General features: G+C 65.9%; 28 protein-coding genes and 1 riboswitch. Of the genes, 13 read left to right on the forward strand and 15 right to left on the reverse strand.

Annotation, left to right across the window (positions count from 1 at the left end; all coding sequences use genetic code 11):
* Positions 1-42 precede the first annotated feature (42 nt).
* Entirely contained in the window at positions 43-201 is a 159-nt protein-coding gene (locus tag HGO92_RS13640) for a hypothetical protein (RefSeq protein WP_169995657.1), read from the reverse strand.
* Between the two features lie 158 nt (positions 202-359).
* A riboswitch (glycine riboswitch) is annotated at positions 360-457 on the reverse strand.
* 390 nt (positions 458-847) lie between these two features.
* On the opposite strand from HGO92_RS13640, the gene HGO92_RS13645 reads away from it, so the two are divergent.
* Positions 848-2026, forward strand: a complete 1179-nt coding sequence (locus tag HGO92_RS13645) for an FG-GAP repeat domain-containing protein (RefSeq protein ID WP_169995690.1) — start codon at positions 848-850, stop codon at positions 2024-2026.
* A gap of 21 nt (positions 2027-2047) precedes the next feature.
* Here the strand turns inward: HGO92_RS13645 and HGO92_RS13650 are convergent, their stop codons facing one another.
* The 5 genes from HGO92_RS13650 to HGO92_RS13670 all read right to left on the reverse strand — a co-directional run bounded on the left by HGO92_RS13650 (position 2048) and on the right by HGO92_RS13670 (position 6435).
* On the reverse strand, positions 2048-2386 hold the full coding sequence (locus HGO92_RS13650) for a YnfA family protein (protein WP_169995692.1): 339 nt from the start codon (positions 2384-2386) through the stop codon (positions 2048-2050).
* Between the two features lie 50 nt (positions 2387-2436).
* Positions 2437-3435: a siderophore-interacting protein gene (locus HGO92_RS13655; protein WP_169995694.1), complete on the reverse strand. Its 999-nt coding sequence runs from the start codon at positions 3433-3435 to the stop codon at positions 2437-2439.
* 37 nt (positions 3436-3472) lie between these two features.
* A complete protein-coding gene (locus tag HGO92_RS13660) occupies positions 3473-4288 on the reverse strand; it encodes an ABC transporter ATP-binding protein (RefSeq protein ID WP_169995696.1) in 816 nt (271 codons plus the stop codon).
* Complete coding sequence (locus HGO92_RS13665; RefSeq protein ID WP_346768966.1) at positions 4289-5281, reverse strand: FecCD family ABC transporter permease; 993 nt, start codon at positions 5279-5281, stop codon at positions 4289-4291. It lies immediately after the preceding gene.
* A gap of 182 nt (positions 5282-5463) precedes the next feature.
* Complete coding sequence (locus HGO92_RS13670) at positions 5464-6435, reverse strand: FecCD family ABC transporter permease (protein WP_346768967.1); 972 nt, start codon at positions 6433-6435, stop codon at positions 5464-5466.
* Between the two features lie 273 nt (positions 6436-6708).
* Here HGO92_RS13670 and HGO92_RS13675 point away from each other — a divergent pair, with 273 nt between their 5' ends.
* The 3 genes from HGO92_RS13675 to HGO92_RS13685 all read left to right on the forward strand — a co-directional run bounded on the left by HGO92_RS13675 (position 6709) and on the right by HGO92_RS13685 (position 10684).
* Positions 6709-7440, forward strand: coding sequence for an alpha/beta fold hydrolase (locus tag HGO92_RS13675; protein WP_169995698.1), 732 nt, complete (start codon positions 6709-6711; stop codon positions 7438-7440).
* A gap of 130 nt (positions 7441-7570) precedes the next feature.
* Complete coding sequence (locus tag HGO92_RS13680) at positions 7571-9523, forward strand: acyl-CoA dehydrogenase family protein (RefSeq protein ID WP_169995700.1); 1953 nt, start codon at positions 7571-7573, stop codon at positions 9521-9523.
* A 69-nt stretch (positions 9524-9592) separates the two neighbouring features.
* Positions 9593-10684 (forward strand): GTP pyrophosphokinase, encoded by a 1092-nt coding sequence (locus tag HGO92_RS13685; RefSeq protein ID WP_169995702.1) that lies wholly within the window; start codon positions 9593-9595, stop codon positions 10682-10684.
* A 30-nt stretch (positions 10685-10714) separates the two neighbouring features.
* On the opposite strand, the gene HGO92_RS13690 is transcribed toward HGO92_RS13685, so the two are convergent.
* Positions 10715-11746 carry a DMT family transporter gene (locus HGO92_RS13690; protein WP_169995704.1) on the reverse strand — a complete coding sequence of 344 codons (1032 nt, stop codon included), beginning with the start codon at positions 11744-11746 and terminating at the stop codon, positions 10715-10717.
* A gap of 160 nt (positions 11747-11906) precedes the next feature.
* On the opposite strand from HGO92_RS13690, the gene HGO92_RS13695 reads away from it, so the two are divergent.
* On the forward strand, positions 11907-12656 hold the full coding sequence (locus tag HGO92_RS13695) for a MerR family transcriptional regulator (protein WP_169995706.1): 750 nt from the start codon (positions 11907-11909) through the stop codon (positions 12654-12656).
* Positions 12657-12678: 22 nt separating this feature from the next.
* On the opposite strand, the gene HGO92_RS13700 is transcribed toward HGO92_RS13695, so the two are convergent.
* Together HGO92_RS13700 and HGO92_RS13705 are read right to left on the reverse strand one after the other, a co-directional pair.
* Positions 12679-13455 (reverse strand): gamma-glutamyl-gamma-aminobutyrate hydrolase family protein, encoded by a 777-nt coding sequence (locus HGO92_RS13700; RefSeq protein ID WP_169995708.1) that lies wholly within the window; start codon positions 13453-13455, stop codon positions 12679-12681.
* A complete protein-coding gene (locus tag HGO92_RS13705) occupies positions 13452-14537 on the reverse strand; it encodes a glutathione S-transferase family protein (RefSeq protein ID WP_169995710.1) in 1086 nt (361 codons plus the stop codon). Before HGO92_RS13705 ends, HGO92_RS13700 begins: the two co-directional genes overlap by 4 nt.
* Positions 14538-14728: 191 nt before the next feature.
* On the opposite strand from HGO92_RS13705, the gene HGO92_RS13710 reads away from it, so the two are divergent.
* Entirely contained in the window at positions 14729-16096 is a 1368-nt protein-coding gene (locus HGO92_RS13710) for a short-chain fatty acid transporter (protein WP_240974626.1), read from the forward strand.
* Positions 16097-16103: 7 nt separating this feature from the next.
* Here the strand turns inward: HGO92_RS13710 and HGO92_RS13715 are convergent, their stop codons facing one another.
* Positions 16104-17324 carry an MFS transporter gene (locus HGO92_RS13715; protein WP_169995712.1) on the reverse strand — a complete coding sequence of 407 codons (1221 nt, stop codon included), beginning with the start codon at positions 17322-17324 and terminating at the stop codon, positions 16104-16106.
* A gap of 137 nt (positions 17325-17461) precedes the next feature.
* On the reverse strand, positions 17462-18502 hold the full coding sequence (locus HGO92_RS13720; protein WP_169995988.1) for an iron-siderophore ABC transporter substrate-binding protein: 1041 nt from the start codon (positions 18500-18502) through the stop codon (positions 17462-17464).
* 196 nt (positions 18503-18698) lie between these two features.
* Between HGO92_RS13720 and HGO92_RS13725 the strand changes: the two genes are divergently transcribed.
* The 7 genes from HGO92_RS13725 (at position 18699) to HGO92_RS13755 (ending at position 23162) form a co-directional block, all read left to right on the forward strand.
* Positions 18699-19199: a methylated-DNA--[protein]-cysteine S-methyltransferase gene (locus HGO92_RS13725; RefSeq protein WP_169995732.1), complete on the forward strand. Its 501-nt coding sequence runs from the start codon at positions 18699-18701 to the stop codon at positions 19197-19199.
* Between the two features lie 42 nt (positions 19200-19241).
* Complete coding sequence (locus tag HGO92_RS13730) at positions 19242-19790, forward strand: RNA polymerase sigma factor (RefSeq protein WP_169995734.1); 549 nt, start codon at positions 19242-19244, stop codon at positions 19788-19790.
* Complete coding sequence (locus tag HGO92_RS13735) at positions 19787-20404, forward strand: methylated-DNA--[protein]-cysteine S-methyltransferase (protein WP_169995736.1); 618 nt, start codon at positions 19787-19789, stop codon at positions 20402-20404. The genes HGO92_RS13730 and HGO92_RS13735 overlap by 4 nt, the downstream gene beginning before the upstream one ends.
* Complete coding sequence (locus HGO92_RS13740) at positions 20401-21072, forward strand: alpha-ketoglutarate-dependent dioxygenase AlkB family protein (protein ID WP_169995738.1); 672 nt, start codon at positions 20401-20403, stop codon at positions 21070-21072. Before HGO92_RS13735 ends, HGO92_RS13740 begins: the two co-directional genes overlap by 4 nt.
* Before the next feature lie 30 nt (positions 21073-21102).
* Positions 21103-21705 carry a DNA-3-methyladenine glycosylase I gene (locus HGO92_RS13745; protein WP_169995740.1) on the forward strand — a complete coding sequence of 201 codons (603 nt, stop codon included), beginning with the start codon at positions 21103-21105 and terminating at the stop codon, positions 21703-21705.
* A gap of 210 nt (positions 21706-21915) precedes the next feature.
* Positions 21916-22308, forward strand: coding sequence for a universal stress protein (locus HGO92_RS13750; protein ID WP_169995742.1), 393 nt, complete (start codon positions 21916-21918; stop codon positions 22306-22308).
* Positions 22308-23162 (forward strand): DNA-3-methyladenine glycosylase family protein, encoded by an 855-nt coding sequence (locus HGO92_RS13755; RefSeq protein ID WP_346768959.1) that lies wholly within the window; start codon positions 22308-22310, stop codon positions 23160-23162. Before HGO92_RS13750 ends, HGO92_RS13755 begins: the two co-directional genes overlap by 1 nt.
* A 13-nt stretch (positions 23163-23175) precedes the next feature.
* Here the strand turns inward: HGO92_RS13755 and HGO92_RS13760 are convergent, their stop codons facing one another.
* The 4 genes from HGO92_RS13760 to HGO92_RS13775 all read right to left on the reverse strand — a co-directional run bounded on the left by HGO92_RS13760 (position 23176) and on the right by HGO92_RS13775 (position 26728).
* Positions 23176-24066: an aldo/keto reductase gene (locus tag HGO92_RS13760; protein ID WP_169995743.1), complete on the reverse strand. Its 891-nt coding sequence runs from the start codon at positions 24064-24066 to the stop codon at positions 23176-23178.
* 222 nt (positions 24067-24288) lie between these two features.
* Positions 24289-24603 carry a PRC-barrel domain containing protein gene (locus HGO92_RS13765; protein ID WP_169995745.1) on the reverse strand — a complete coding sequence of 105 codons (315 nt, stop codon included), beginning with the start codon at positions 24601-24603 and terminating at the stop codon, positions 24289-24291.
* Positions 24604-24740: 137 nt separating this feature from the next.
* A complete protein-coding gene (locus HGO92_RS13770) occupies positions 24741-25949 on the reverse strand; it encodes an MFS transporter (protein ID WP_169995747.1) in 1209 nt (402 codons plus the stop codon).
* A gap of 131 nt (positions 25950-26080) precedes the next feature.
* Positions 26081-26728, reverse strand: coding sequence for a dTMP kinase (locus HGO92_RS13775; protein WP_169995749.1), 648 nt, complete (start codon positions 26726-26728; stop codon positions 26081-26083).
* Positions 26729-26735 lie beyond the last annotated feature (7 nt).

Genomic DNA, 26735 nt, shown 5'->3' on the forward strand with positions numbered 1-26735 from the left:
CGGAGTTCTCGCGGGCTTCGGCGTCGTGCCGGGCTTTGGCGTCTAGGTCGGCGCGGAACGCCGCGTAGCGGGCCAGATGCGCTGCCTTGCGGCGAAGTTGATGGCCCCGCCGATCGCGATCAGCTGGATATGGCGGTTGGAGAGCTGGCGCTCAAGGTGGGGGGCTTCATCCATCGCGGTGGAGACAGGTGGAACGGTCATGAGGAACTCCATCGTTCAAGTGCCACTGCCGTGGCACTTTGATTCGGGCTCCTCCCCGCTCTGTCATGGACCTGAGAGATTCCGCGTCCCCTGCTCTCGCAGGCGCCGCTTGCACCGTCGGTGAGCCAGGCTGCTGCCTGACTGCTTTCCAGAGTTGCCTATCCGCGGCGGTACTTTGGCCTGAGAGATTCCCGGGGAGGGTTTGCTCCTACGGCGCCTGCTGAATGTACCGGCAGGACTCTCCCGCCGCAGATCATAAGCACTGCCCACCTCTGGGTGAGCAGGCTCACACCGTAGCGCGCAGAGGTGGAATCGTGCAAGCAAACTGCGTGAATCGCTTTATTTTTCGCAACGCAGGGGCAATTGTGACACAACGTAAGCAATAACCGGCCTCGACCAAGATCCCGACCGCGGGTTCCGCCGACTGCGCTCCCGGCCGCACCGCATGAACTTCCCGCCCACCTGCGCCAGGTACGAACTGCCATGCAGTGGAACCGCCACCGGCTACGTCGCGGTCGGAAAGATGGCTTCGGCACGTTCTGTGCCCATTCCCCGCGGAGGATGCGCGGCGTACGCTGGAGAATACTTCTGAAAGGTCCGGGCGGGGCGGATCCGGACAGCTTCCTTCCGGGAACAGACATGGCGCATGCACAAGCGCGGCGGCCAGCATCGACTGGCCGGAATTGTCTGCGTGCTGTGCCTGTTTGTGCCGCAGCCGGCTTTGGAAGCCGGCAAGCTGCCCTCACACTCTGCATGTCCCCCCACCGCTGTCGTGACCGCCGTGCCCGCCGTCGGGCTGGTGCCGCGGGACATCGAAATTGTCTCGCCGCCGCTGATTGCGGGCGAGCCCGTGGTGGGCGGGGAGCTGTCTTTGGAAGGCTTCGAATTCTCTGCGCCGGGCTCCGTCCTCACCTACGACTACAGCTGGCGGGACACACTGGACGGGCACCCCGACGGCTACCACCGGGTCTTGTCTCTGACGCCGGATTGGCGCGGCGTGACCCTCACCGGCAATGTCGAAGCTTCGGCGGACGACTATGAAACGACGCCCGCACCGGCCCGGCCGGTCCGGGTCTATTCGCGGACCTTCTCCCCGGACAACCGCAGCGAATTCTTTGCCCGCACGCTTGACGGATCCCTCTGGTTTATTCCGTCATCCCCGGCAGGCCGGCTGGGAATGGCGAGTACCGGCGCCGGGAAGTGGCCCAAGGCCAGTGAAATGGACTCGGCGGGCGATTTCGACGGCGACGGCCGCCATGACATCCTCACCCTGCACCGGAACGGCGTGCTGCTGCTGCATCCCGGCGACGGCTTGGGCGGGACCAAGCCCCTCCGGGTACTCGGCCCGGGCTGGACCGGCGTGCGCGATTTCCTTCTGCCCGGAGATTTCGACGGCGATTCCAGGCCCGACGTCATTACCCGCGACGACAGCGGGGCGCTGTGGCTGCATCGGGGACACGCTTCTGGCCTGAGGCCACGGACGCTGATCCTGCACGGCATCCGCCCGCCGGCCCGTGTCTTCTCCCCCGGCGACTTCGACGGCGATGGAAGGGCCGACATCATGTCGCTGGACGCCGTCGGAAGATTCTGGCTGCTGGCCGGAACCGGCAGCGGACAGGCCGAGGACCCGGTGCAGGCAGGCGGCGTTAGGTTCAGGGTGATGTCCGTAGCCACGCCCGGCGACTTCAATGCGGACAGATCCCCCGACCTGATTGTCCTCACCGCGGCCGGGATGTTGCTGCTTCTGCCGGGCACGGGCGACGGCACAATAGGTTTGCCGGTGCCGCTGGGCCTTGCCGGGCGGGACGTGGCGGAGCTGTTCTGAGCAGGCGGAATAAGGCCGGGGTCAGGCACCGTCGCGCGGAGCATACATGAGTACCGCCACCCCGGCCAGGGCAATCGCGGCCCCGGTGTAGTCCCAGCGGTCCGGCTGGAAACCGTCCATCACCATGCCCCAGGCCAACGAGCCGGCAATAAAGATCCCGCCGTAGCCGGCCAGGACCCGGCCGAAATTGGCATCCGGTTGGAAAGCCGCGATGAAGCCGTAGGCGCCCAAGGCCATGACCCCCAACCCGGCAAACCACCAGGCCCGGTCTTCGCGCACCGCCTGCCAGATCAGCCAGGCACCGCCGATCTCGGCGAGGGCGGCCAGGGCGAAGAGCAGGACGGACTTGGCGATGGTCATGCGTCAATTCTCGCCTACGCCGGGCAGCTCAAGTCCAACACGCGTGGCCCTCAGGCTTCGGCCTTGCCCTGCCGCCAGTAACCCATGAAGGCCACCTGCTTGCGGTCGATGCCGACGTCCCGCACCAGGTAACGGCGCAGCTCCCGGATAACCGCGGCCTCGCCGGCAATCCAGGCGTAGAACGGCCGCGTGGATTCCACCGTGGTTTCCCACAGGATGACGCTGTCAATGTCCACGTCCTCTGGCTCGTCGCCCTCGCCCTGCCGCAGGCCGGCACCGGGAACAAGGACGGCGTTCCGCACCGCCGCATCGAGCAGCTCACCGTGCGGACGGCCGCCGCGCGCCAGCCACTGCACTTCCATGTCGGCCCCGGTCACCAGCTCCTGGAAGTCCGCGACGTCGGGCACTTCGAGGATGGCGTTGCCAGTCATGTCCGCCGGCAGCGCGGCCAGGATGGCGGCGATCGCCGGGACAGCGGTCTCATCGCCGGCGAGCAGCACATGCGACGCCAGGCCGGGACGCCACTCGATGCCCCCGTAGTTCTTGGCCGTGGTGCAGTTGACGGCGCCGGCGTTGGGCCCGATGATCGTGACCCGGTCTCCGGCCATCGCACGGTCCGCCCACATCGAGGCGGGCCCGCCCTTGCCATCGGCGTCGAAATGCATCACAAAGTCGACGTCGAGCTCCGGAGTCTTCCCGTAGCGGAAGTCCCGGACCGTGTAGGTGCGCATGGAGCCGCGCGTGCGCTCGTCGAGCGACAGCCAGTGCTGGTACCACCCGCCGGTCAGCGCGGTGGCGCCCGGGCCTGATTCCGGCGCGCGGGGGTCGCCGAAAGCCGGCAGCGGGATTTCGCGACCGTCCGCATCCAGGGCAGGAACCACTACCTTGATGCGCAGGTCCAGCGTGGGGCCGTCGACGCCGAAAAGCCTGAGCCCTTCTCCGGCGAACGTGATCCGGCGGAAGTTCGGCGACAGTTCCCGCACGGCTGCGACGTCGACGTCGAAAGCCAGGACGGGGGTGACTGCTGTTTCGGTGGCGAGTGCCGTCATCGTGATTCTCCGTTCGAAGGGGCGTGCTTGGCGGCGGTCATGCTGCGGACGGCATGCTGCCGCCGTTGCTGTGGTGGCGTCCTACCGGGACGACCATCGGCGTGCCGGACACCGGATCAGGAATGACGAGGGATTCGAGCCCGAAGACGTCGGACACCAGTTGCTCGGTCACTACGTCCGACGGCGGTCCCTCGGCTACCACCTCGCCGGCCTTCATGGCGATCAGGTGGTCGGCATAGCGCGCGGCCAGGTTCAGGTCGTGCAGCACAATGGCCACGGTGGTGCCCTTGCGTCGGTTCAGGTCCGTGACCAGATCCAGCACCTCGATCTGGTGCGTGACGTCCAGGAAGGTGGTTGGCTCGTCCAGCAGCAGGATGTCCGTTTCCTGGGCTAGGGCCATGGCGATCCAGACCCGCTGGCGCTGACCCCCGGAGAGCTCGTCCACATCCCGCCCGGCCAGCTCTTCCGTGTCCGTTGCCGCCATGGCCGCGTTCACGGCGACGTCGTCCTTGGCCGTCCATTGCCGGAACCAGCCCTGGTGCGGGTAGCGGCCGCGGCCCACCAGCTCGGCGACGCTGATCCCGTCCGGCGCCGTGGGCGTCTGCGGTAGCAGGCCGAGGACCCGGGCCACCTCGCGCGTGGAACGGGCGTGGATGTCCTTGCCGTCCAGCATCACCGTGCCGGCGGTGGGCTTGAGCAGCCGGGCGAGCCCGCGCAGCAGTGTGGACTTCCCGCAGGCGTTGGCGCCCACAATGATGGACACCTGCCCCGCGGGCAGTTCCACCGTGAGGTCCTGCACCACTGGGCGCTGGTCATAGCCCAGCGTGAGGTTCCGGGACTGGAGAGTGCGCATTTAGCCTCCTCGGCCGACGCGGTTGGTAGTGACCAGCAGCCAGAGCAGGAACGGCGCGCCGAGGGCACCGGTCACCACTCCCACCGGCAAAGCCGTGCCGTTGGTCAGGAACATGGGAATCAGGTTGGCGGCGGCGAAGTCCGCGGCGAGCACGATCACCGCGCCGACACCGGCCGCGGCAACCAGCGAACCGGCCCCGCCCAGCAGCCGGCGGGCAATCGGCCCGGCCAGGAACGCCACGAAAGCCACCGGCCCGGCTGCCGCAGTAGCGACGGCGGCCAGCAGCACCGCGGTGACCACCAGTCCCAGCCGCGCAGGCCCCACCCGCACGCCCAGACCGGCGGCGGCGTCGTCGCCCATTTCCAGGCCGCGGAGGCTGCGCGAGAGCATCGCCACAGCCGGAAGCAGCAGCACCAGGCTGGCGGCGAGCACGGCCACGCGGTCCCAGTTGCTGGAGTTCAGCGAGCCGTTGAGCCAGACCAGCGCGCCCTGCGCCGTGCGGATGTCGGTGCGCGTCATCAGGTAGCCGACCACGGCCTGCATGATCGCGGCGAACCCGATGCCGATCAGGATCAGCCGCGCGCTGGCCCCGCCGGAGGCTCCGGAGCGGTGCGACACCAGATAGATCAGCAAGGCGATCGCCAGCGCGCCGATCATCGCGGCCATGGACACCGCCACGCCGGTCAACCCGAAAACCACCATGGCGGCCACGGCCGAGGCGCTGGCACCGTAGCTGATCCCGATGATGTCCGGACTGGCCAGCGGGTTGCGCAGCATGGTCTGGAAAATCGTGCCGGCCAGGCCGAACGCCACGCCGATCAACGTGCCGGTGACCGCCCGCGGCAGCTTGTTCTCCATCACGATGAAACTCGCGCCCGGAATGTCCGCGCCGCCAAGCAGCCGGAAAAAGTCGGGAATGGTCACGGTATAGCTGCCCAGCAGGACATTGACAAAGAAGAGAATAACGACGGCGGCGCCCAATGCCGCAACCACAACGCGGCGTCGGCGCTGGCGGGCGGAATGGTGCTGGCAGCCGGCAGGGCGCTTGCTGCCGTAGCTGTCCTGCTTGCCGGAGCGGTTCTTGCCCGCCAAAACGGTGCTGGGCAGCACCGTTTCCGCAGCCGGGAGCCGTTTTGCGCTCTCCGGTGCTGTCACTGCACCCTGCAGCAATTTGCTCACAGTCCGGCCGCCTTCCGCCGGCGGACCAGCCAGATGAAGACGGGCGCACCGATAATGGCGGTCATGATGCCGGCCTGGACCTCGCCGGGCAGCGCGATCAGCCGGCCCACGATATCCGCTCCCAGCAGCAGCACCGGCGCCAACACCAGCGAGAACGGCAGGATCCAGCGGTAGTCCGGCCCGGTGAACGCGCGGACCATGTGCGGAATGACCAGCCCCACGAAGGCAATCGGCCCGGCCAGCGCGGTCGCCGAGCCGCACAGGATGACCACGCCAAGGGCGGTGATGGCGCGGGAGAGGCCTACCTTCTGCCCAAGCCCGCGCGCCACGTCGTCGCCCAGCGAGAGGTTGTTCAGGATCCGGCCGGTGAGCAGCGTGATCAGCAGGCCCACGGCAACAAACGGAATGACCGGCAGAATAACGTCCCAGCCGCGCCCGCTGACGTTGCCGACCTGCCAGAACCGGAAGGCATCCAGCGTGTCCTGGCTGCTGACCAAGATGGCGTTCATGAGCGAGCTGAGCCCGGCAGTGAGCGCTGCGCCGGCGAGCGCCAGCTTGATCGGCGTCGCGCCTTCGCGGCCCAGGCTGGCAATGCCATAAACAACGACGGCGGCAACCGCCGCGCCGACGAAGGCGAACCAGATGTAGCCGGTCAGGCTGCTGATGCCGAAGACGTAGATGCCGGTAACCACGGCCAGCGCCGCGCCGGCGTTCACGCCGAGGATGCCCGGGTCCGCCAGCGGATTCCGGGCCACGCCCTGCATTGCGGCACCGGCAACGCCCAGGGCCGCGCCGACCAGCAGGGCCGTCACGGTCCGCGGAATGCGCGAGTGCACCACCGCATGGTCGCCGTTGGCCGGATCGAAATCAGTCAGGGCCGCGATGAGTGTTTCGAAGCTGATGGGCCGGGCCCCGAAGGCCAGCGAGGCGAAACAGACCACGGCCAGGACCACCAGGACCACGGGGATGCCTGCCAGCGCGCGGCGGTTTCCGGACTTGGCCGGATGCCGGGGCGCTGCGGCGAGGTGCTCGGACCCCGCGGAAGCGCCCTCGGGCACGGGGCCGCGGGGGCGCTGATCGATGCGGGTTGGCACAGACACCTCTGCTCCCACAGTCCACCTCCTGACCTACTGAAAAAGACTTAAGTAAGGCTAGCCTACTGTGGCGCAGATTAAGAAACGATTTGCTGCCCTAATTGATTGCAACAGCCACTGGACACTGGCCTCGGGCATACTCGAAGCATGTCCGCACCGATCGTCCTGCTGCACGGCTGGGCCTGCCCCGCCAGCTACTGGAATCCGCTCGCCGGTTACCTGCGCGAGGCCGGGCACGCGGTGCTGAACCTGGACTTACCGGGCTACCGCGGGCCGCTCGAGCCGGATTTTGAGTGGACGGTGGAAAACGTCGCCGCCGACTTCGCGCTCAAATTCGCCGCCGCCGGACCGGTGCACTGGGTGGGCCACTCGCTCGGCGGCAGCATCGCGGCCACCATCGCCGCCCGTTTTCCGCGCACGACGGCGTCACTCACCTTGGCAGGGATGGTCCCGGTCGAGCCTTCGCAGGCAACCGTGGACCGGCTCACCCGCCTGTTTGGCGGACCGGAGCAGCCCGGCGAGGAAGCCGCCGAAGAAATGATCGCGGCCTGGTTCCGCGGCGGAAACGCGCCGCAAGGTGCGGACCGAGAAAGGTTCCTGGCCCCCTTTAGGCTGCCGGCCGCCGTCGTGCGTTCGAGCATGCTGGCCGGCCTGACCGGCGCGGCAGAGGATGTACCGGACAAAATCACGGCCCCGACTCTCGTGGTCACCGGAGTCCGGGATGCCACACGCCCGCCGGACATCGTGCAGGATTTCCTTGCCGCCCACCCCACATGGCGGCATGCGCCCATTCCCGATGCCGGCCATCTGGTGCATTGGGAGCAGCCCCGAGCGTGCGCCGCGGCCATCTTGGACCTGCTGGCAGCAGCAGAGCACTGAAGCGCCGGCCCGGCCAACGGTTACGGCTGGCGCGTACCAGGCAGTAACAAAAACGTCTACCCGGGAGTAACATTGAAGGACAGCTAAAGGGTCTCCGGCCTGCGGCAGACCCTGGTCAAAGGGGACTGCCATGAGTACCGGAACTGAACAACACCTACCCACCAGCCAAAGCGCCGACGTCACGGAGCGCGATGCACGCGCTGTGGCCGAGGCGGCCCGCGAGTCGGAATGGACGCGGCCGAGCTTTGCAAAGAGCCTCTATCTGGGCCGCTTCGAGATGGACCTCATCCACCCGCACCCGGTGCCTTCGCCGGAGGATGCGGCAGCCGGAGATGTCTTCCTGGAACAGCTGGAAAAGTACGCGCGGACCATGGATGGAGCCCGGATCGAACGCGACGCGAAGATCCCGGACGAGTATCTGGCGGAGCTGGCGGAACTCGGCGCCTTCGGCATGAAGATCCCGGTGGAGTACGGCGGGCTGGGCCTGTCCCTGACTTACTACGGCCGTGCGCTGATGCTGCTGGGATCCGTGCATCCGAGTCTCGGCGCCCTGTTCTCGGCGCACCTGTCCATCGGCGTGCCGGAGCCCGTCAAGGTCTTCGGCAGCGAGGACCAGAAACAGCGCTTCCTGCCCCGGTGCGCTGCCGGTGCGGTCTCGGCGTTCCTGCTCACCGAGCCCGACGTCGGGTCGGATCCGGCCCGGCTCGGCACCACAGCAACCCCCACCGACGACGGCGAATCGTACGTGATCAACGGCAGCAAGCTCTGGACCACCAACGGGGTCATCGCCGAACTCGTTGTGGTCATGGCCAAGGTTCCGGCGCACGACGGCGGACCAGGCGGCATTTCCGCCTTCGTCGTCGAAGCTGACGCGGCCGGCATCACGGTGGAAAACCGCAATGCCTTCATGGGGTTGAGAGGCATCGAAAATGGGCTGACCCGCTTCGACAATGTCAAAGTGCCGGCGGCCAACCGGCTGGGCGGCGAAGGCAAGGGTCTGAAGATCGCGCTGACCACGCTGAACACCGGGCGGCTGGCCATGCCGGCCCTCTGCGCGGCCTCCGGAAAGTGGTCGCTGAAGATCGCCCGCGAGTGGTCCAACGCAAGGGTCCAGTGGGGCCGGCCGGTGGGTCGCCACGAGGCTGTGGGAAAGAAGATTGCCTTCATCGCCGCCACCGCGTTTGCCCTGGAGTCGGTCTTTGAACTGTCGGCGGCGCTGGCAGACACCGGTATGAAGGACGTACGGATCGAGGCGGCCTTGGCCAAGCTCTGGTCCAGCGAAATGGTCTACAAGGTTGCAGACGAGCTGGTACAGATCCGTGGCGGACGCGGCTTCGAGACCGCAGCCTCCCTGGCCGCCCGCGGCGAGCGGGCCGTGCCGGCCGAGCAGCAACTGCGGGACATGCGGATCAACCGCATCTTCGAGGGGTCCACCGAAATCATGCACCTGCTCATTGCGCGGGAGGCCGTAGACGCCCATCTGGCCGCGGCCGGTGACCTTGCCTCCGCGGACGCGGATCTGGCCGCCAAGGCCCGGGCTGCCATCGGAGCCAGCGGCTTCTATGCCCGCTGGCTGCCGCAACTCCTGACTGGCCAGGGGATGAACCCCACCTCGTACGGCGGGTTCGGGCGGTTGGCCGGGCATCTGCGGTTCGTCGAGCGGTCCTCGCGGAAACTCGCCCGGCACACCTTCGCCGGCATGGGCCGCTGGCAGGCCAAGCTGGAACACCGGCAAGTCTTCCTGGGCCGGATCGTGGATATCGGCGCCGAGCTCTTTGCCATGGCCGCGGTCTGCAGCCGGGCCGAACTGCTGCGCAGCCAGAACCCCTCCGAGGGAAAGAGCGCCTACGAGCTGGCGGATGCCTTCTGCCTGCAGTCCCGCGAGCGCGTCCGGCACCTGTTCACCGAGCTCTGGCGAAACTCGGACACGCCGGACCGGCGACTGGCCGGGAAGGTGCTGGACGGAGACTACGTCTGGCTGGAGCGCGGCATCATCGATCCGTCCGAAGGAACCGGACCGTGGATCTCCGAGCCATCCGAAGGGCCCTCCACGAAGGAAGACCAGCACCGCAAGTATCGGTAGGCAACGGAGGACTTGGTAGGTTGTTCGTGGTGCAGCACCCTGCACTGCCGCACGCCCGAGGAGCCGATCATGGGAACGCATTGGGACCGGCTGGATGATGAGCTGCGTCCGGCCGTTGAAGCCAGCACTCGTCAGTTCGAACGGGTGCGCCCCGAAATCGAGGCCGTCACGCGCGAGGTGCAGACGACCATCCGGGACATCTTCCAGGAGACGGAGCTGAAGCCGCTGTTCGTCACGGCACGGACCAAGACCGTCGCCTCGTTCCGGGAAAAGGCTTCACGCACCCTGCAACCAGCCGTCGCCGGGGATGCCCCAAGCCTCGAGTATCCTGATCCGCTGCGCGATATGCATGACATGGTCGGGGTCCGCGTGATCGTCAGTCTGCCGCATGAGATCCGCGAAGCGGCCAGCCAGATCAAACGCCAGCGCAGCGAATTCGACATCCGGGCAGACCGGGAGAAGGACATCGGCTCGATCGAGTCAGGAACGTACGGCTATTCCAGCCGGCACCTGCTCATCCGCACCATCCAGAATCCTGCGGTCAAGCGTTTCCAAGAGGTGCTGGGAGAACCAGCCAGGCCCAACGGCAGCCACGTGTTCGAGGTCCAGATCCGCACCATTCTGGCCCATGCCTGGTCTGAAATTGAGCACGACATCCGTTTCAAAGCCTCCAACCCGCGGGCGTGGAGCCCCTACTTAGACAGGCAGTTCACCGCCACGGCAGCGATGCTCGAGGCGGTGGAATCCACCTTCTCGGAGCTGTATGAGCGCTACGAGACGGTTACCGGCTATTGGGATGAAGAGGGTGAAGGTGCCGCGCCGCTGACACCTCGGCGGATCCGCGAGGTCTGGCAGACACTGCTGCCCCATGTGGACCGCAAGTCCGACGACGATTGGGGCTGGGCTGCCGAACTTGTGGCCGCACACGGGTTGAAGACCACCACTGATCTCGTCGATCTGCTCCAGGCGGCGGTCATTACTTCCGTCCGCGAGGCGCTGGAGCACCGCTACTCCCCCGGTCCGGACCGGTTGCTCGACGACGTGCTGCTGTGGCGGTTCGGCAAACGCCACATTGAACTGACCGCTGGCGACGACAACCACCGGCGGGAGAGCCTGCTGCGGCGGCACCGGCAGATGGAAACATTCCGTTCTACCAGCTAGCCGGCCAGGCACCTTCCCGGGGCCGCTCCGCTATCGGCGTGCCCGCCCTTTCCCTCGCCACGGCCGGGAGGCGATGACCAGCGCCAACGACGTCAGCACGATGCCGGCGATGGTTGCCGCACCGACGAGGCTTCCGGCCGTCGGCCAGAGGATGTCCAGGACCAGCGAGCCCACCAACTGCCCGCCAATCATGGCCAGGCTGGTCAGCAGAACACCGGTATTGGCGACGCTGAGCGTGGCAGCGCCCAGCACCAGCGTTCCCAGCGGCCCGCCCGTATACAGCCACCATTGCGGGGTCAGGAGTCCGGTTTGCCCGCTGGTCAAGGCTTGGGTTGTCCAGACTGCCAGCAGTGCCACCGTGCCGGTGCCGAAATTGAACAAGGTGGAGATGACCGGGCTGCCATGCACGGTGGCGATCTGCCCCAGCATGCCCTGCTGCACGCTCTGCATCAGCCCGGCCGCCAGCGGGAGCAGCATGAACAGGACCAGCAGCGCGGTGCTCAGGGAGTTTCCGAAATGCGGCAACGCCGCCGTCACCGCTGCGGCCAGTGCCAGTACGGCGCCGGCGACCCGGACGCCGTTGACCGGAATCTTCTTGCCCGAGCCAAGTCCCAGCCGGTCAACAACCAGGCCCGAGGCCAGCTGTCCGGTGACCACGGCGATCGTGAACAGCGAGAGGCCGATGGGCCCTACGGCGACGGTCTGCGTGAAAACATAGAACGCCCCGATCAGTCCGGCCAGCAGGTACCACGGCGGGTACCGCCGTTGCCGGAACAGGCTGGGCACCCGGCGCAGGCGAGCGCGCGCGGACGGAAGAACCGTGGCGAACACCAGCACGGCGATGAATCCGGTGCCGAAGCTGATCAGCGCGGCACCGATCCGGTCCTGCAACTGCACGCCCAGCTCACTGTTGAGCCGTCCCTGCACCGCCAGTCCAATGCCGCCGAACACAGCCAGCACCAAAGCCAACGCTGCCGGCACCCGGATCTCCGCGTGGGAGGGGCCGGAACCATGAGGCGCCGCGGCATCGGCTGCGGCACTGCTATCACGGCGTCTGGTCACGCTGTCGATCGTAACCCCACGCGTCTCCGCCAGAGCCAGCGCGCGGGAAACTCAGGCTGAATTTTCCGGAGGGCGGCTGAGCTACCGGAGGCCTTGACCTTGACGTTACGTCAACACGGATAGTGAAGGATATAAAAAAAGGCAGAAGGGAGGCCATCGCATGGAATGGTCCATTCAGGAGGTCGCCAGGGCCGCCGGCACCACCAGCAGGACGCTGCGCCACTATCAGGACATCGGCCTGCTGGAACCCAGCCGTATCGGCCACAACGGGTACCGCTATTACGACGACGGCTCCTTGCTGACGCTGCAGCGCATCCTGCTGCTGCGCCAGCTGGGTTTAGGCCTGCCGGAGATTGCCAAGGTAGTGCGCGGCCGTACCGAAACGACCGCCGCCCTGCGCGGACACCTGGAAATCCTGGTTCAGGAACGGGACCGGATCGAACGCCAGATCGTGTCGGTCCAGTCAACAATCAACAAGATGGAGAGAGGCGAGCAGCTGATGGCTGACGAAATGTTCGATGGTTTCGACCACACGAAGTACAAAGAGGAGGTCGAAGAACGCTGGGGCGCAGAGGCCTATGCAAAGGGTGATCAGTGGTGGCGCGGCCTGAGTTCGGGCGAACGCACGGCCTGGATGGACCGGACGAAGGACCTTATGGCGGCTTGGACCGCCGCCGCGGCATCAGGCATCCCGGCCGACAGCGATGAAGCCCAGACCTTGGCCCAGCGGCAGCTCGATTGGCTTGCCAGTGCGAATGGCGGCCAGGAAATCTCCTACGGGTACTTCACCGGACTGGGCGAGATGTATGTGGCAGACTCCCGTTTCGGCGCGAACTACGGCGGCGAGGCCGGTGCCGGATTCGTTCGGGACGCCATGAAAACCTATGCGGACCGCCACCTGGCCATATAGGCCGGCAACTCAAGCGCCCAGCTCAGGCGGGTCCGGGTGGTTCTATCCGCTCCCGGCAGGCAGTGACGAAGGCTTCCAGCAAAGCCTCAAGCTGCCCATCAGGGGTGCCTTCGGCCTCGGGATGCCACTGCACGGCAAGCAGCCAGCCCTCATCCCGGCGTGCCAGTTCCACCGCTTCCACCACACCGTCAGGGGCGGCCGCCACCACACGGAGCCGGTCGCCGAGCCTGCGCACTGCCTGGTGGTGCCCGGACCGGACCATCGTTTCGCCCGGGCCAATCGCTCCGGCCAGCAAGGTTCCGCGGCCGATCGCCACGGGGTGGCTGGCCATCGGCGGCCGTTCCTGATGAATCTTGTGGAGGGACTCCGGTCCCAGGTCTTCGGTCAGGGAACCGGCGAAGGCCACGTTGATGAGCTGCAGCCCGCGGCAGATCCCGAGGACGGGCCGGCCGTTCTCCACGGCGCCGATGACCAGGTCGATCTCGGTTTCATCCGCGACCGTGTCGACACAATGCACGGTCGGCTCATCGGCGTTGCCGCCATACCGCGCCGGATCCACGTCTCCCCCGCCGAGAATGAGCACGCCGTCGTAATCCTTGGCGGTGAACACGTGCCCGGAAGAGGCGTTGATAACGACGGCATTGGCCCCGGCAGCGTCCAAGCCTGCCACCGCCCGGCGGGCAAGATCAGCCAGCACCTCGGAGAACCACGCCGGATGGGAGGCCGCGTCCTGCGCGTAGCTGACCGCAATCCTCGGCCGCAGCTGCGTCTGTGCGGAGGCACCGCCGTCGTTGTTCATGCCGGGTAGAGGGGGTTGTGCCCGGCGCTCACCCGCTCCGAGTCGCGGACCGGTCCCGGGGCGGCGCCGTTGCCGAAGGGGCTGCCGCCGAGGGCCTCCCGGCCGTGGTCGCTCAGCCAGTTGGCCACGTCCGGGCCCTGCGGGACAATCTGCGTGGGGTTAATGTCCTCGTGCACGATGTAGTAGTGCTGCTTGATCTGCTCGAAGTCGATCGTGTCGCCGAAGCCGGGAGTCTGGAACAGGTCGCGGGCGTAGCCCCACAGCGCGGGCATCTCCGTGAGCTTGTTCCGGTTGCACTTGAAGTGGCCGTGGTAGACCGGATCAAAGCGCACCAGCGTGGTGAAGAGGCGCACGTCCGCTTCGGTAATGGACTCCCCCATCAGGTAGCGGCGGGTGGTGAGTCGCTCCTCGAGCCAGTCCATCGCGGTCCAGAGCCGTTCGTACGCCTTGTTGTAGGCCTCCTGCGAGCCGGCGAAACCGCAGCGGTAGACGCCGTTGTTGACCTCGGTGAACACCCGCTTGTTTACCTCGGCCATCTCCTCGCGCAGGTGCTCCGGGTAGAGGTCCGGGGCGCCCTCGCGGTGGAACTCCGTCCACTCGGTGGCGAAGTCCAACGTGATCTGCGGGTAGTTGTTGGTCACCACGGCCCCGGAGGCAATATCGACGACGGCGGGAACCGTGATGCCACGCGGGTAGTCCGGGAAGCGCTTGAAGTAGGCCTGCTGCAGGCGCTCGATGCCAAGGACCGGGTCCTTGCCGCCGTCGTCCAGGTCGAAGGTCCAGCTGCGCGCATCATGAGTGGGGCCGGGCATGCCGATGGAAAGAACGTCCTCGAGGCCCAGTAGCCGGCGGACAATGATGGCCCGGTTGGCCCAGGGGCAGGCACGCGCGGCAACCAGGCGGTAGCGCCCCGGCTCCACCGGCCAGCGGCCCTCGTTGGGGTTGTCCCCGCCGCGGACAATCCGGTCCTCGATGTAATGGGTGTCCCGGGTGAACTCTTCGCCGGTGTGGACGTAGGCACCCTTGGTGCTGTACTCGGTAGCGGGGGCTGAGTTTTCGGTGCGCGCGCTCGTCTGGCTCATGGTTTCAGCCTATCCCGCTACCGGCACGAGCTTCCATGGCGACCGGAATTTGCGGCATCCGGATGGCCGTGTTGTATCCGGGAGTCCCTGAGATCCCGCGCAAATGTGACACTCGTCGCTATGGTAAGGGTCTAAGGCAACTAATTGGCGCCCTACGCGCCGACAACGACGTCGCTACGCAGGAGGTTTCCATGTCATCGGTAAGCAGCAAGGGCAGAAATCCGGTCTCCGCTTTCATGCGCCCGGTCAATTCGCTGGTGGAGCGGTACATCCCCAGTGCGCTGGTTTTCGCGATCGTGCTGAGCGTGGTCGTGGCGATCATGGCCCTGATCCTCACCGACGCCGGGCCGGTCGAGGTCATCAAGGGCTGGGGCGACGGGTTGTCCGGCCTGCTGGCCTTCATGACGCAGATGGCGCTGATCCTGCTGCTGGGCCACACCTTGGCCAATACGCGGCCGGTCCGAAAACTGCTCTCGTTCCTGGGGGGCCTGCCGCGCAGCCCCGTCCAGGCGTACGTGTTCGTTTTTGTCATCGCGGCGATCGCCTCCCTGATCACCTGGGGACTCGGCCTGGTGGTAGGCGCGCTGCTAGCCAAGGAGGTTGCGGCCCAGTTGCGGGCCAAAGGCGTGCGGCTGCACTTCCCGATGCTGGTGGCGGCAGCTTTCTCCGGCTTTGTGGTCTGGCATATGGGCTACTCCGGTTCCGGCCCGCTGACGGCCGCCACCGAGGGATCCTTCCTGGCCGAGCAACTCGGCCGCACCATCCCGGTCAGCGAAACAACGTTCTCGCTCTGGAACATCCTCGCGGCGGTGGCCACCGTCATCGTGGTCGGCGGCGCGCTGGCCCTGGTAGCACCGCGCGGCGATGACAAGATCGTGGAACTTGCCGTGGATGCCCGCGAAGGCGAGGCGGATCTGGACGACGAGGTGGTCACGCCGGCCGACCGCGTGGACGCCAGCCGTATTCTGACCCTGGTGGTCGGAGTGGCGCTGGTGGCCTACCTGGTGATCCACTTCAGCCAGGGCGGTACGCTGACCCTGGATATTGTGAACTGGTCCTTCTTGACGCTGATCTTCCTGCTGGTGCGCAACCCGTTTGAGCTGATTGCGTTGATCAAGAACGCCGCGTCCAACGTGGGTGACATCCTGCTCCAGTTCCCGCTCTACGCCGGCATTATGGGCATCATGACCGCCACCGGGCTGATCACCGTGCTGTCCGATTTCTTCGTGAACGTTTCCACCCCGCAGACCTTCGGCTTCCTCGCGCTGCTCTCCGCCGGGCTGGTGAACTTCTTCGTTCCTTCCGGCGGTGGCCAGTTCGCGGTCCAGGGACCTATCATGCTCGACGCCGCTGCCCGGCTCGACGTGGATCCGGCGGTAGCCATCATGGCCGTGTCCTACGGCGACCAGTGGACCAACATGATCCAGCCGTTCTGGGCACTGCCGCTGCTCGCCATCGCCGGGCTGAAAATGCGGGACATCCTCGGCTACACCGTCATCACGCTGATCGCGTCCGGACTGGTGTTCTCCGCGACCCTGCTGATCGTTGGGGCCGGCTGAGCGGCCTTCAGCCGGCGAAGGCGAACCTGTCCCTGCCGGCAAACAGGCCAGTCACGGCCTGCGCGCCGGAAACCACGCACAGCATGACCAGCGAAGCTTCCCACTGACCGGTCGCGGCGAACAGTCCGCCGAAGAGCGGCGGCCCGGCGGCTGCCAGCAGATAGCCGATCGACTGGGCCATGCCGGAGAGTGCGCTGGCTTCCCGGTGGGTGCGGGTGCGCAGTCCGAACAGCGCCAAGGCCGTCACCAACGAGCTGCCGCAACCGAACCCGGCAACCAGAACCCACAGCAGCATGGCCCCGGGCAGAAGCAGGATTCCCAGCACGCCGGCAACAATCAGCAGCGGGGGCAACGCAGCCGGGAACCGCTGGTTTTTCCCCTTCAGGATCAGCGGGGTCAGGAGGCTGGAGACGATGCCGATCAGCTGGAACATCATCAGGTCCCAGCCGGAGGCCACATCCCCACGGCCGTGTGAACGTTCCAGCGTGGGCAGCCACGTGATCAGAATGTAGAACGCCATGGATTGCAGCCCCATATACAAGGTGACCTGCCAGGCGACCCCGGATCTCCACACGGATCCGCGGACAGGCGCGGGCACAGCGGCGTTGCGTTCGGCCTGGGCGGAGCTGGCGCGGACCCGAAGCCGGGGCAGCCAGACCAGCACGGCCGGAATGGTCAGCACCACGTAGATGACGAGGGCAAAGCGCCAACCGGCCGGTTCGCCGTCGTCAATTGGCAGCAGCGACAGCGGCACCGAGAGCCCTGCGCCGAGCGAAGCGATACCACCAAGCACTGCGGAATAGGCGCCGGTCAGCGTGGCCATCTTGTCCGGGAAGTCCCGCTTGAGGATCGCAGGCAGCAGCACATTGCCGACGGCGATGGCCGCACCGATAATGAACGTTCCCAGCCAGAGATTGACGATACTGCCGGGAGCCGGCCGCAGGAAGGTGCCTGCGATGAGCAGCAGGAGCGCGGTGAAAACGGTACGCTCCACCCCGAACTTCTCGCTCAGCCCGTGGGCCAGCGGTGAAATGACCCCGAAGGCCAGCAGCGGGACGGCAGCCAGCAGCCCCAGCGCTGCCGCGCCCAGGCCGGTGTCCGCCCCGATCTGGTCCAGCAGCGGCCCGACGCTGGTGAGCACCGGCCGCAGATTGGCAGCAACCAGCAGCACGCCGGCGATGAGCATGCCGCTCGACAGCGCCCGACGCGCTCCGCTGACCGTATCCACCACTGCCCCACCCCGTTGGTCGTGCTTATGCCTTGCTGGCACCTCCGCCCGCATGCGGGCACAACAAGACTATGTGATGGGCAGCATAAGGGCGCCCGGTCAAACCGGGCGCCCTTATGCTGCTGCGTGTATCGGGATTATTTGGAGTCCGCGGCTTCCGCTGCGTCGGCTGCTTCGCCGAGCATCGGCAGGAACTGATCCAGTGCCCACGGCAGGCTCAGCGGGGATGCGGCTGAGATGGACAGCGTCAGGGTGTTGTCCGAATCGGCAACCAACGCGTCATTTTCGACGGCGGGAATCTGGCTCAGCAGCGGGTCCTCGATGACCTGCTGCTTGGTCTTGGCATCGGGCACCCAGGTGACAAAGATGTCAGATTCGAGCTCGTTGGCCTTCTCGGCGGACCACGGGATGAAGAACTCGCCGGAGTCGCTGGTGGCATTGGTGACGACGTCGGCCTGCTTCATGCCGATGCTGGTGAGGAACTTCGGACGGTTGTCGTTCATCGTGTAGACGTTGACGCCGTCACCCTTAGCGGGCTCCAGATTGCCGTAGATAAACGACTTGCCCGCGAGCTGCGGGTACTCGGAGGCCTTGGCATCGATCGTCTGCTCGGTCTCGGCGACCAGCTTCTTGGCTTCCTCGGTCTTGCCCAGCGCCTCTCCGATCATCATCGTCGAGTCCTGCCAGTCCGTGCCGTAGGCCAGTTCCGGATAAGCCACCACCGGAGCGATCTTGCTCAAGGTGTCGTAGTCTTCCTGGGTCAGGCCGGAGTAGGCGGCCAAAATGACATCCGGGGTCAGCGCCGCAATCTCATCAAACGCGATGCCATCGGCTTCGGAGTACTGCTCCGGGGCCTTCTCGGAACCAATGGGAGCCCCGAGCTCCTCAAGCTTGGCATCCTTCCACGGCGTGGACTTGTTCTCGTTTCCGCCCCACTCGACTGCAGGCATTCCGACCGGCACGACGCCGAGCGATAGCGCTACGTCGTCGTTCACCCAGGAAACTGTGGCCACACGTTCGGGCTGCTCTTCGATGACGGTCTCGCCAAAGGCATGCTCAATGGTCACCGGGAATGCGTCCGAAGACCCTGCGGCGGTTTCACCCCCTGTGGAACCATCGGCAGGACCGGTGGAACAGGCGGATACGGACAGAAGAACAACGGCGGCTGCGGCAAGCATGCCGCGGACACGGGAAAGGGCCACGATGGGACTCCTCGGCTCAGAGGTAACGAACAAAAGTAAGGGTAGCCTATGCTTCGATTGAATAAGAAACAATCGCGTTACGTATTTATTGCAGTCGTTCCTGAACCTCACACAACTGCCCGCCCGTACGTTTGCCTATCGGAGATAATGGTCTCGTGGAAGGAGCTTTACCATGCCTGCAGTGCACTCCGTAATCGACACTCCCATCGGCGAGCTCACCCTCGTGGCAGTCGACGGGTCCCTGACCGGTGCGTATTTTCCTGCCCATAAACGGATGCCGGATACCGAGGCCTTTGGTCCCCGCGAGGACGCTGGGTTTATCGACGCCAAACGCCAGCTGTCCGAGTATTTTGCCGGCGAGCGCACGGAGTTCGACCTGCCGCTGAACCCCAAGGGCGACGCGTTCCAGCTGAAAGTGTGGGATTTGCTGCAGAGGATTCCGTACGGCCAGACCTGCTCCTACGGACAGCTCGCCCGGGAGCTCGGTGACACGCATCTTGCCCAGGCCGTCGGCAATGCCAATGGCCGTAACCCAATCTCGATTATTGTGCCGTGCCACCGGGTTGTCGGAGCAGACGGCCGGCTGGTGGGTTATGCAGGCGGACTCGAGCGCAAAAGGTTCCTGCTTGAGCTGGAGGAGCCTGTGGAGATCAAAGCCGCCAAACTTTTCTAGGACGTAACCTCACATCATGAACTCCGGCAGCGTCTACACAGCATGAAACCCTTCGAGCAGCTCGTCACCGAGCACGGCGCGATGGTCCTGCGGGTCTGCCGCGCCGTACTGGGACCGGATGAGGCCGAGGATGCCTGGTCCGAAACGTTCCTGTCCGCCCTCAAGGCCTACCCTGAGCTGCCCGAAGAGGCCAATACCGAGGCATGGCTGGTGACCATCGCACACCGCAAAGCCATTGACGTCACCAGGAAACGGTCGCGTAACCCGCTGCCCTTGGGGGAGTTACCCGACCGTCCGTCCGCAGATCCGCCGGAAGAGGACCAGGATTTGTGGGATGCAGTGAAGGCGCTTCCGGACCGGCAGCGCGAAGCCATCGCATACCACTATCTGGCCGGCCTGCCCCACCGCGAGGTTGCCGCCATCACCGGTTCAACACCGGAAGCAGTCCGGCGGGCCGCCTCGGACGGCATCAAGAACCTGCGGCGGACCTATCTGGCCCCGGCTGCAGCGTCCCTGGCTCCAGTTCCCCTTCCGGTCGGCTTCGTGCCGGCCCCTACCAGCATTTCCGTTTCGAAAGGAGAGACCCGATGAACTCCGTTGAACCGGAATCCTCCGCCCTGCCGGCCCCGTTGCGGGCCGTTGATCCTGCCGTGCTCCGCGCACTGCAGACACATCTGGCGGCCGCTGCCGCCGAAGCCGGCTTGCTGGACTTGTCCTACACAACCGTGGACACTCCTATCGGCAAACTGCTGCTGGCCGCAACGGACCAGGGCTTGGTCCGTGTCGCCTTCGACCGGGAAAACCATGACGCCGTGCTGGAGCAACTGGCGGGCAAAATCAGCCCCCGGATCCTGCACTCTCCCGCCCGGCTGGCGGCCGCGGTGCGCCAACTGGACGAGTACTTCGCCGGGCGCCGCCGGGTGTTCGAGCTGCCGCTGGACTGGCGGCTGGCCAAAGGTTTCCGCCGCGAGGTGCTCGCCCACCTGCCGCAGATCGCCTACGGCCAGACCGAAAGCTATGCCCAGGTCGCCGCGGCCGCCGGCAGTCCCAAGGCAGTCCGCGCGGTCGGCACCGCCTGCGGCACCAACCCCTTGCCGGTCGTGGTTCCCTGCCATCGGGTGGTCCGCTCCGACGGCAGCTTCGGCGGGTATCTGGGCGGCACCGAAGCCAAGCAGCTCCTGCTCACCCTGGAGGCAGCGGCTTGAAGGCACTCTTCGATCCCGTCCCCGCCGAACCAGTGGATGTCGCTCCCGGCGCCGTCCATGTGCCCGGCTGGCTCAGCCTGGAACAACAGGCCGAACTGGTGGAAGCCTGCCGCACGTGGGGGCGCGGGCCGGTGCCCTTCCGCGCGGCCAAGCTGCCCGGCGGCCATGAGATGAGCGTCCAAACCGTGTGCCTGGGGTGGCACTGGCAGCCCTACAAGTATTCCCGCATGGCGGAGGACGCCGGCGGCGGCCGGGTGCTTGAGTTCCCCGAGTGGCTGGCCGAATGGGGGCGCAAGGCACTGACCGATGCCTACGGTCCTGCGGCGGAGTCCGCGGGCGCTGCCTATAACCCCGACACTGCCCTCATCAACTTCTACGCTGATACCGCCAAAATGGGCATGCACCAGGACAAGGATGAGAAAACGGACCTGCCGGTGGTCTCCCTCAGCGTCGGAGACGACTGCCTCTTCCGCTTCGGCAACACTCGGACCCGCACCAAACCGTACACAGATCTCAGGCTCCGCTCCGGAGACCTGTTTGTCTTCGGCGGTCCCAGCCGCTTCGCCTACCACGGTGTACCCAAGATTTACCCCGGCACCGCCGATCCGGCCTGTGGATTGGCATCGGGCCGCCTGAACCTCACCATGCGCGTCACCGGCCTGGCCTGACGAGCACCCGAACCGGGAGATAATCGAGCCATGGAAAAAACCGCTTCCGGCGTCGTACTGTGCGAGGACGGGCTGGCCCGGCCAGCGTGGGCCGCCGTGGACCCGATGCTGCGCGACTATTACGACACCGAATGGGGCATGCCCGTCCACGGCGAGCAGGCCATCTACGAACGGATCAGTCTGGAAGGATTCCAGGCCGGACTGTCCTGGGCCACCATCCTGCGCAAGCGGCCCGCCTTCCGCGAGGCCTTCAAAGACTTTCATCCGGACACGGTTGCCGCTTTCGGCGACGCCGATGTCGAGCGCCTGATGCAGAACGCCGGGATCGTGCGCAACCGCGCGAAGATCACCGCCGCGATCACCAATGCCAAGGCGACCATCGCCCTGCGTAAGGACGGCGGACTGGACGAGTTTGTCTGGTCCTTCAAACCGGATGCCACCCCGGCACCCCAAAACATAGAGCAGGTGCCCACCACATCCGCGGAGTCCATCGCATTGTCCAAGGCCTTGCGCAAGCGCGGCTTCGCCTTTGTCGGACCCACCACCATGTTCGCGCTGATGGAAGCCATCGGCATGATCGACACCCACCTAGTGGACAGCCACCGGCGCGGCAGCTCCGGAGTCTGGGGCTGAAAGCCGCCTCCCACGCTGGCAGGAAAACTGCAACGCGCTTCCACACCAGCCAATCAGGATTGCGGAACTGTCACAATTTCCGGCCGAATCACGGACCTGACAGCCGCGTGCCACAATGATTGCAGATGCCGGTGAACGCGCCCGCATCTGCCGGCCGGCAACGATGCTGTCCGGGCAAGACGTTGACACGTGCTGTTCGAAGGAGAAGTCGTGACCATACTTGTCGCCTACGCGCCGCGCCCGGAAGGCCGTGCCGCTCTGTCCAAAGGTATCCAGATGGCCACCGCCCAGAACGAGAAGCTGGTCGTTGTCAATGCCAGCCCCGGGGGCCCGCATAAAGATACCTCGCTGGCAGATGCGCACGACGCCGAATGGGTCACCCGCGAGCTGAACAACTCCGGCCTGGACGCCGAATTCAAGCAGTTTGTCCGCGGCAAGGACGCGGTGGAGGAGATCCAGGAACTGGCCGAGAGCCTGCCTGCCTCGCTGCTGGTCATCGGCCTGCGCAAGCGCACTCCGGTCGGCAAACTCATCATGGGCAGCACCGCCCAGGAAATCCTGCTCACCGTGGACTGTCCCGTGCTGGCGGTCAAAGCCCGCTAGTGGAAGTCTCGCTGGACGTCCTGCCTCCGTTCGATGCCGGTGCTGCGCTGGCGGCCCTGGCCGCCCATGCCGCACCGGGCCTCGAAACAACGGACATCGAGGCCGGCACCCACACGAGGCTCTTCGCCACACCGTCAGGACCGGTCACCGGCACTGTGCGCTTCCGCCCCGGCGGTCCGTCGCTGTCAGTAGAAACCAATCATCCCGCTACCACTGCCGTAATAACGACGGCGGTGCGCCGCTGGCTTGATCTGGACACGGACCCGGACACGGTCCGCGACGTACTGGGGCAGGATCCATTGGTCGGTCCGCTCCTCACGGCACGTCCGGGCCTTCGGATTCCCGGTTACCTGGACGGCTTCGAGGGGGCCGTCTGCACGGTCCTCGGCCAGCAGGTCTCGCTTGCCGCCGCACGGACCTTTACCGGCAGGCTTGTCAGCGCTTTCAGCAGTTCCGGCCCCGCCGGCCTGCACACCTTCCCGGCCCCTTCCACCCTGGCGGCTGCAGGAGCCGAACGGATCCAGCAGGCCGTCGGGCTCACCGGAGCACGCTCGCGCACAGTCCATGCCCTGGCAAACGCCTGTGCCGACGGTCTGGCCATTGATCCGGAAGGCGACCATGCCGGGATCCGCCAGCGTCTGCTCGCACTGCCCGGCATCGGCCCCTGGACCGTGGACTACATTGCCATGCGCGCACTCGGAGACCGCGATGCCTATCCGGAGGGCGACCTGGTGCTCAAGCGTGCCCTGGGTGCCCGCTCGGTCCAGGAGGTCCGCGCCCACGGCGAAGCCTGGCGTCCCTTGCGCGCCTACGCTGTCTTCCAGCTCTGGACTGCCGCCGCCTACATTGCCTAACCCTCGTCCATGGCTAGGAGCTAGTGGAGCCAGCACGAACACCCCGGGATCCAGCCTCCTCGATCCGCCGCAGCAGTCCCGCCGGAAGCTTGAGCTCCGCCGCCCCGAGATCGGACTTCAGATGCTCGGGCCTGACTGTGCCCACGACGGCGCTGGTGACGTTCTCGTTGTTGAGCACGAAGGCCAGGGCTATCTCACTGGCCTTGAGCCCTTCGACTTCGTTGATAAACCGGAACTTCCGGCCCCGGATGAACTTGGACCGATGGTTCTTCAGGGCACGGGCCAGATACCACACGTCGCTGGGCGTCGTGAGCCTAAAGATGTTCCGCGAGTATAAGGTCTGGGCCAGCGGGGACTTGACTATGATCCCCATGCCTGCCGACCCGGCCCTGGTGATGAGCGGCTCCAAAGAACGGTCAAGCAGGTTGTATTCAATCATCAAGGCGTCGAAGATGCCGAGCTTCAGCGCCCGTTTCGCGCCACCCGCTCCCGTCGATAGGCCCAGCGCCCCGATCATGCCCTTGTCTTTGAGTTTAAGGACTGGTTCGATAGCGGGATCGGCAGGGTGGGGAAAGCCGTGGAAGTCCAGCAGCGGCAGATGATCCAGTTGCAGGCGCCTGAGACTCTCCTGCAGGCTCTGCTCAATGGCCCGCGGCGAAAAGTCCTTAACATTTCGCCCGCCGGACCACAGGGAACCGACCTTGGTGGAAATGATGAGGTCCCGTCCCCGGCCCTTGAGAATGCGGCCTAGGCGCTCCTCGGCGTTGCCGCGGCTGTAGTTGGGGCCGGTATCGAAAAGGTTGACGCCGCCATCTAGGGCCTGCTCCACCAGACGCCCCGCCTGCCGTTCGCTGAAAGCCTTCATGCCCCAGTAGCCGCCGGCACCAAAGCTGATTTCGGACACTAATAGCCCGGATTTCCCAAGCCCCCGCTGTTTCATTGTTCCTCTTCATTTGCTCCGGGGCGACAGCATCAGCCGTTGTTACCGGTAGTGGCGATGCCTTTGACAAGGTGCGCAGCAGAAAGATGCAACGGCGCTGCAGAACAGTTGCCAGTCAACATCGGAGTCGATGTTCCGGAGTCGCCAGGCTCGCCAGATCAAGAGCCGGGAATCCGGACTCCGGTGTTAGAGGCCGTAGTAGCGGCTCAGCTTCGCCTCGTCATCGGGAGAGAGACCCATTTCCGGTTCGATGTCGATTTCCGGGGAGTCCTTGATGGTGTCATGGTCGTAGGCCACGTGGACGTTTGTGCCTTCAACTCTTGCCCCGGCGAGCGGGATGAAGTGTTCGCGCGTTTCCAGCAGTCCCAGCGCAACGGTGATCCATGCCAACCGGCCCGTGTCCTTGTCCCGGTGGACCTGTCCTACCAATCCCAGCTTGTGGTCTTTGTTGTCCCACGCCGTAGCGTCCTGCAGCTCGTGGATATCCTGCCGTTGCGTCATCGGATGCTCCTTCATGATGGACAGCATGCTTTCCCAGTCAGAAAGTAAACTTACCCACGAACTTAGCAGTGACGTTTGACTTGTCAATTACCTTCCGAACGGCGGCTCGACGGAACCGCGGGAGTGTTATCGCGCCGTTACTTCGGGACGCCGTGCCGATTACCGTGGCGCCGCAGCACCAGGGCCAGCAAGACGCAAAGCAGGTAACCGGCACCGACTACCACCCAGCCCGAGCGGAAGCTGCCGCTGCCTTCCAGCAGCAGACCCATCAGCAGCGGGCCTGCGGCGAACCCGGCATACATTCCCATCGAGACCACGCCGGAGGCAGAGCCAACGCGCGCCGCCGGCACCACCTTCATGACGCCGGCCATCACTACAACGTTGGTTCCCAGCACCGTGGCCCCGTGCAGCGCGACTCCAAGCCAGAGCAGCAGTGGGTTCCCCAGTTCGCCGGCCCCCAGCAGCGCCGCCGCACCGAGCAGCGCGCCGAGCCCCAGCAGGACCAGCAGGGTGGATGCCCGCCTCCCCTTGGCCATCTCGCGACCCCACAAAATGCGCGATGTCACGCCAACCACGCCGGAAACGCCTGCGGCCACGCCACCAAGCAGCAGCGAGAAGTCCAACTCGCGGACGGTGAACAGCGGCAGATACACGTTGGTGGCCTGCATGCCGAGCCCGGTCAGCAACGCGTAGCCGGCAAACAGCCATACAGCCAGCGGATATCCCTTGGCTTGGTCCACGGTCGGCGGAGCAGCTGCGCGGCCGGGAGCCGCCGTCGTTATTGGCTTCTCCTCCGGCAACTGCCGCAGGCCGTACAGCAACAGCCCGACGGCGACGACCGCGGCAAGTGCGGTGGCTCCCTGCCAGCCCAGCCAAAGCGCGACCGGAGGGAAGAACAGGCCGGCGAATAGCTGGCTGCCTTGAACGCCGGACTGTTTCACACCAATCCAGCCGGGACGTTTGGTCGCTGTCACATGGTGGATGATGATGCGGTTGGTGGTGGGGTTCGAGATGGCCTGGGCGGGACCTGCGAGCAGCGCGGCGACGAGCAGGACAAAATAGTGGTGCGCCAGCGAGGCTATCACCAGGGCCACCGTGGTGCCGGCGAAGATCAGGATCAACTGCGCGCGGTTGGAAATGCGGTCGCTGAGCCGGCCCAGCCACATGCTGCAGACAGCCGCACTGGCAAAGATTGCCGTTGCCAGCAGGCCGAATTGTGACTCGCTGATGCCCAGATCAGTGATGATCAGCGGGCTCGTGGCACTCAGCCCGTAATTCAGCAGCGGGCCTACGCCCATGGCGCAGCTGAGGACAAACAGTAAGGCGCCGGTTGGCTGCTTGGTCATAGGTACTTGGTCTCCTGCTCGACTGGAGCCTTATCTGCTCCTTTGCAGGTTATCGCGCCCGCAGCCCCGCTCTGCCCGGCAACGCTATGACCTAGGCACTCTATGCGCCGGCAGCGCTACGGCCCTGGCGCTCAGGTCTGACTGGCGGGTGCCGTGGCCTCCTGCGCGGCCAGAAGGGCGGGGCTGCAGATCGCCTCGATCTGGCGGTGGATGTCCTGCACCGGCCGATCGGCCTGCACGAGGCGGAAGCTGCCGAAGTCCGTCAAGCTGCGATAGGCCGCGTCCAGGTCGCGCAGGTCCTCCAGCGTTTCGGTATCGGTGCCGCGGACCTGGATGCGCTCCAGTGCGCGGGCGGGAGAAATCTCGAAATAGAGCACGAAGTCCGGCCGGGGCACGAACTTCCGGAGCAGGCGCAGCAAGAGTCCCGGTTCGACCCCGCGTTTCGCGTTCGCCGCCAGCTGGCAGTACAGATACCGGTCATGGATTTCGACGTCGGCAGGGGCAGTGGAGGCAAGGCTGCCGAGCAGGGCGAAGGCCCGGACCACCGTTTCATAGCGGCTGAGCAGCCGGGCACCGAGCATCTTTTCCGCGCTGCTACCGAGCCTACGGGCAAGAGTATCCAGCGTCCGGCGTCCGCCGGGGTTCCGGCACAGCCGTACCTGCGCACCGCCCAAGGTGAGCTGATCCGCCAGGTAACGCGCCGCCGTCGTTTTCCCGGCGCCGTCAATACCAATCAGTGCGATCCGCAACGGCGCGGACTGGCGATGGCGTGCTGGCATGGGCGGT

Origin of the sequence: Crystallibacter degradans, from assembly GCF_012952295.1 — a bacterium.
In the GTDB taxonomy this organism is placed as follows: Bacteria; Actinomycetota; Actinomycetes; order Actinomycetales; family Micrococcaceae; genus Crystallibacter; species Crystallibacter degradans.

What these genes read in the sequence shown, in the direction of transcription:
- HGO92_RS13640 (WP_169995657.1), bottom strand. Translation starts at nt 201, where the DNA reads ATGACCGTTCCACCTGTCTCCACCGCGATGGATGAAGCCCCCCACCTT.
- HGO92_RS13645 (WP_169995690.1), top strand. Translation starts at nt 848, where the DNA reads ATGCACAAGCGCGGCGGCCAGCATCGACTGGCCGGAATTGTCTGCGTG.
- HGO92_RS13650 (WP_169995692.1), bottom strand. Translation starts at nt 2,386, where the DNA reads ATGACCATCGCCAAGTCCGTCCTGCTCTTCGCCCTGGCCGCCCTCGCC.
- HGO92_RS13655 (WP_169995694.1), bottom strand. Translation starts at nt 3,435, where the DNA reads ATGACGGCACTCGCCACCGAAACAGCAGTCACCCCCGTCCTGGCTTTC.
- HGO92_RS13660 (WP_169995696.1), bottom strand. Translation starts at nt 4,288, where the DNA reads ATGCGCACTCTCCAGTCCCGGAACCTCACGCTGGGCTATGACCAGCGC.
- HGO92_RS13675 (WP_169995698.1), top strand. Translation starts at nt 6,709, where the DNA reads ATGTCCGCACCGATCGTCCTGCTGCACGGCTGGGCCTGCCCCGCCAGC.
- HGO92_RS13680 (WP_169995700.1), top strand. Translation starts at nt 7,571, where the DNA reads ATGAGTACCGGAACTGAACAACACCTACCCACCAGCCAAAGCGCCGAC.
- HGO92_RS13685 (WP_169995702.1), top strand. Translation starts at nt 9,593, where the DNA reads ATGGGAACGCATTGGGACCGGCTGGATGATGAGCTGCGTCCGGCCGTT.
- HGO92_RS13695 (WP_169995706.1), top strand. Translation starts at nt 11,907, where the DNA reads ATGGAATGGTCCATTCAGGAGGTCGCCAGGGCCGCCGGCACCACCAGC.
- HGO92_RS13700 (WP_169995708.1), bottom strand. Translation starts at nt 13,455, where the DNA reads ATGAACAACGACGGCGGTGCCTCCGCACAGACGCAGCTGCGGCCGAGG.
- HGO92_RS13705 (WP_169995710.1), bottom strand. Translation starts at nt 14,537, where the DNA reads ATGAGCCAGACGAGCGCGCGCACCGAAAACTCAGCCCCCGCTACCGAG.
- HGO92_RS13710 (WP_240974626.1), top strand. Translation starts at nt 14,729, where the DNA reads ATGTCATCGGTAAGCAGCAAGGGCAGAAATCCGGTCTCCGCTTTCATG.
- HGO92_RS13720 (WP_169995988.1), bottom strand. Translation starts at nt 18,502, where the DNA reads ATGCTTGCCGCAGCCGCCGTTGTTCTTCTGTCCGTATCCGCCTGTTCC.
- HGO92_RS13725 (WP_169995732.1), top strand. Translation starts at nt 18,699, where the DNA reads ATGCCTGCAGTGCACTCCGTAATCGACACTCCCATCGGCGAGCTCACC.
- HGO92_RS13730 (WP_169995734.1), top strand. Translation starts at nt 19,242, where the DNA reads ATGAAACCCTTCGAGCAGCTCGTCACCGAGCACGGCGCGATGGTCCTG.
- HGO92_RS13735 (WP_169995736.1), top strand. Translation starts at nt 19,787, where the DNA reads ATGAACTCCGTTGAACCGGAATCCTCCGCCCTGCCGGCCCCGTTGCGG.
- HGO92_RS13745 (WP_169995740.1), top strand. Translation starts at nt 21,103, where the DNA reads ATGGAAAAAACCGCTTCCGGCGTCGTACTGTGCGAGGACGGGCTGGCC.
- HGO92_RS13765 (WP_169995745.1), bottom strand. Translation starts at nt 24,603, where the DNA reads ATGACGCAACGGCAGGATATCCACGAGCTGCAGGACGCTACGGCGTGG.
- HGO92_RS13770 (WP_169995747.1), bottom strand. Translation starts at nt 25,949, where the DNA reads ATGACCAAGCAGCCAACCGGCGCCTTACTGTTTGTCCTCAGCTGCGCC.
- HGO92_RS13775 (WP_169995749.1), bottom strand. Translation starts at nt 26,728, where the DNA reads ATGCCAGCACGCCATCGCCAGTCCGCGCCGTTGCGGATCGCACTGATT.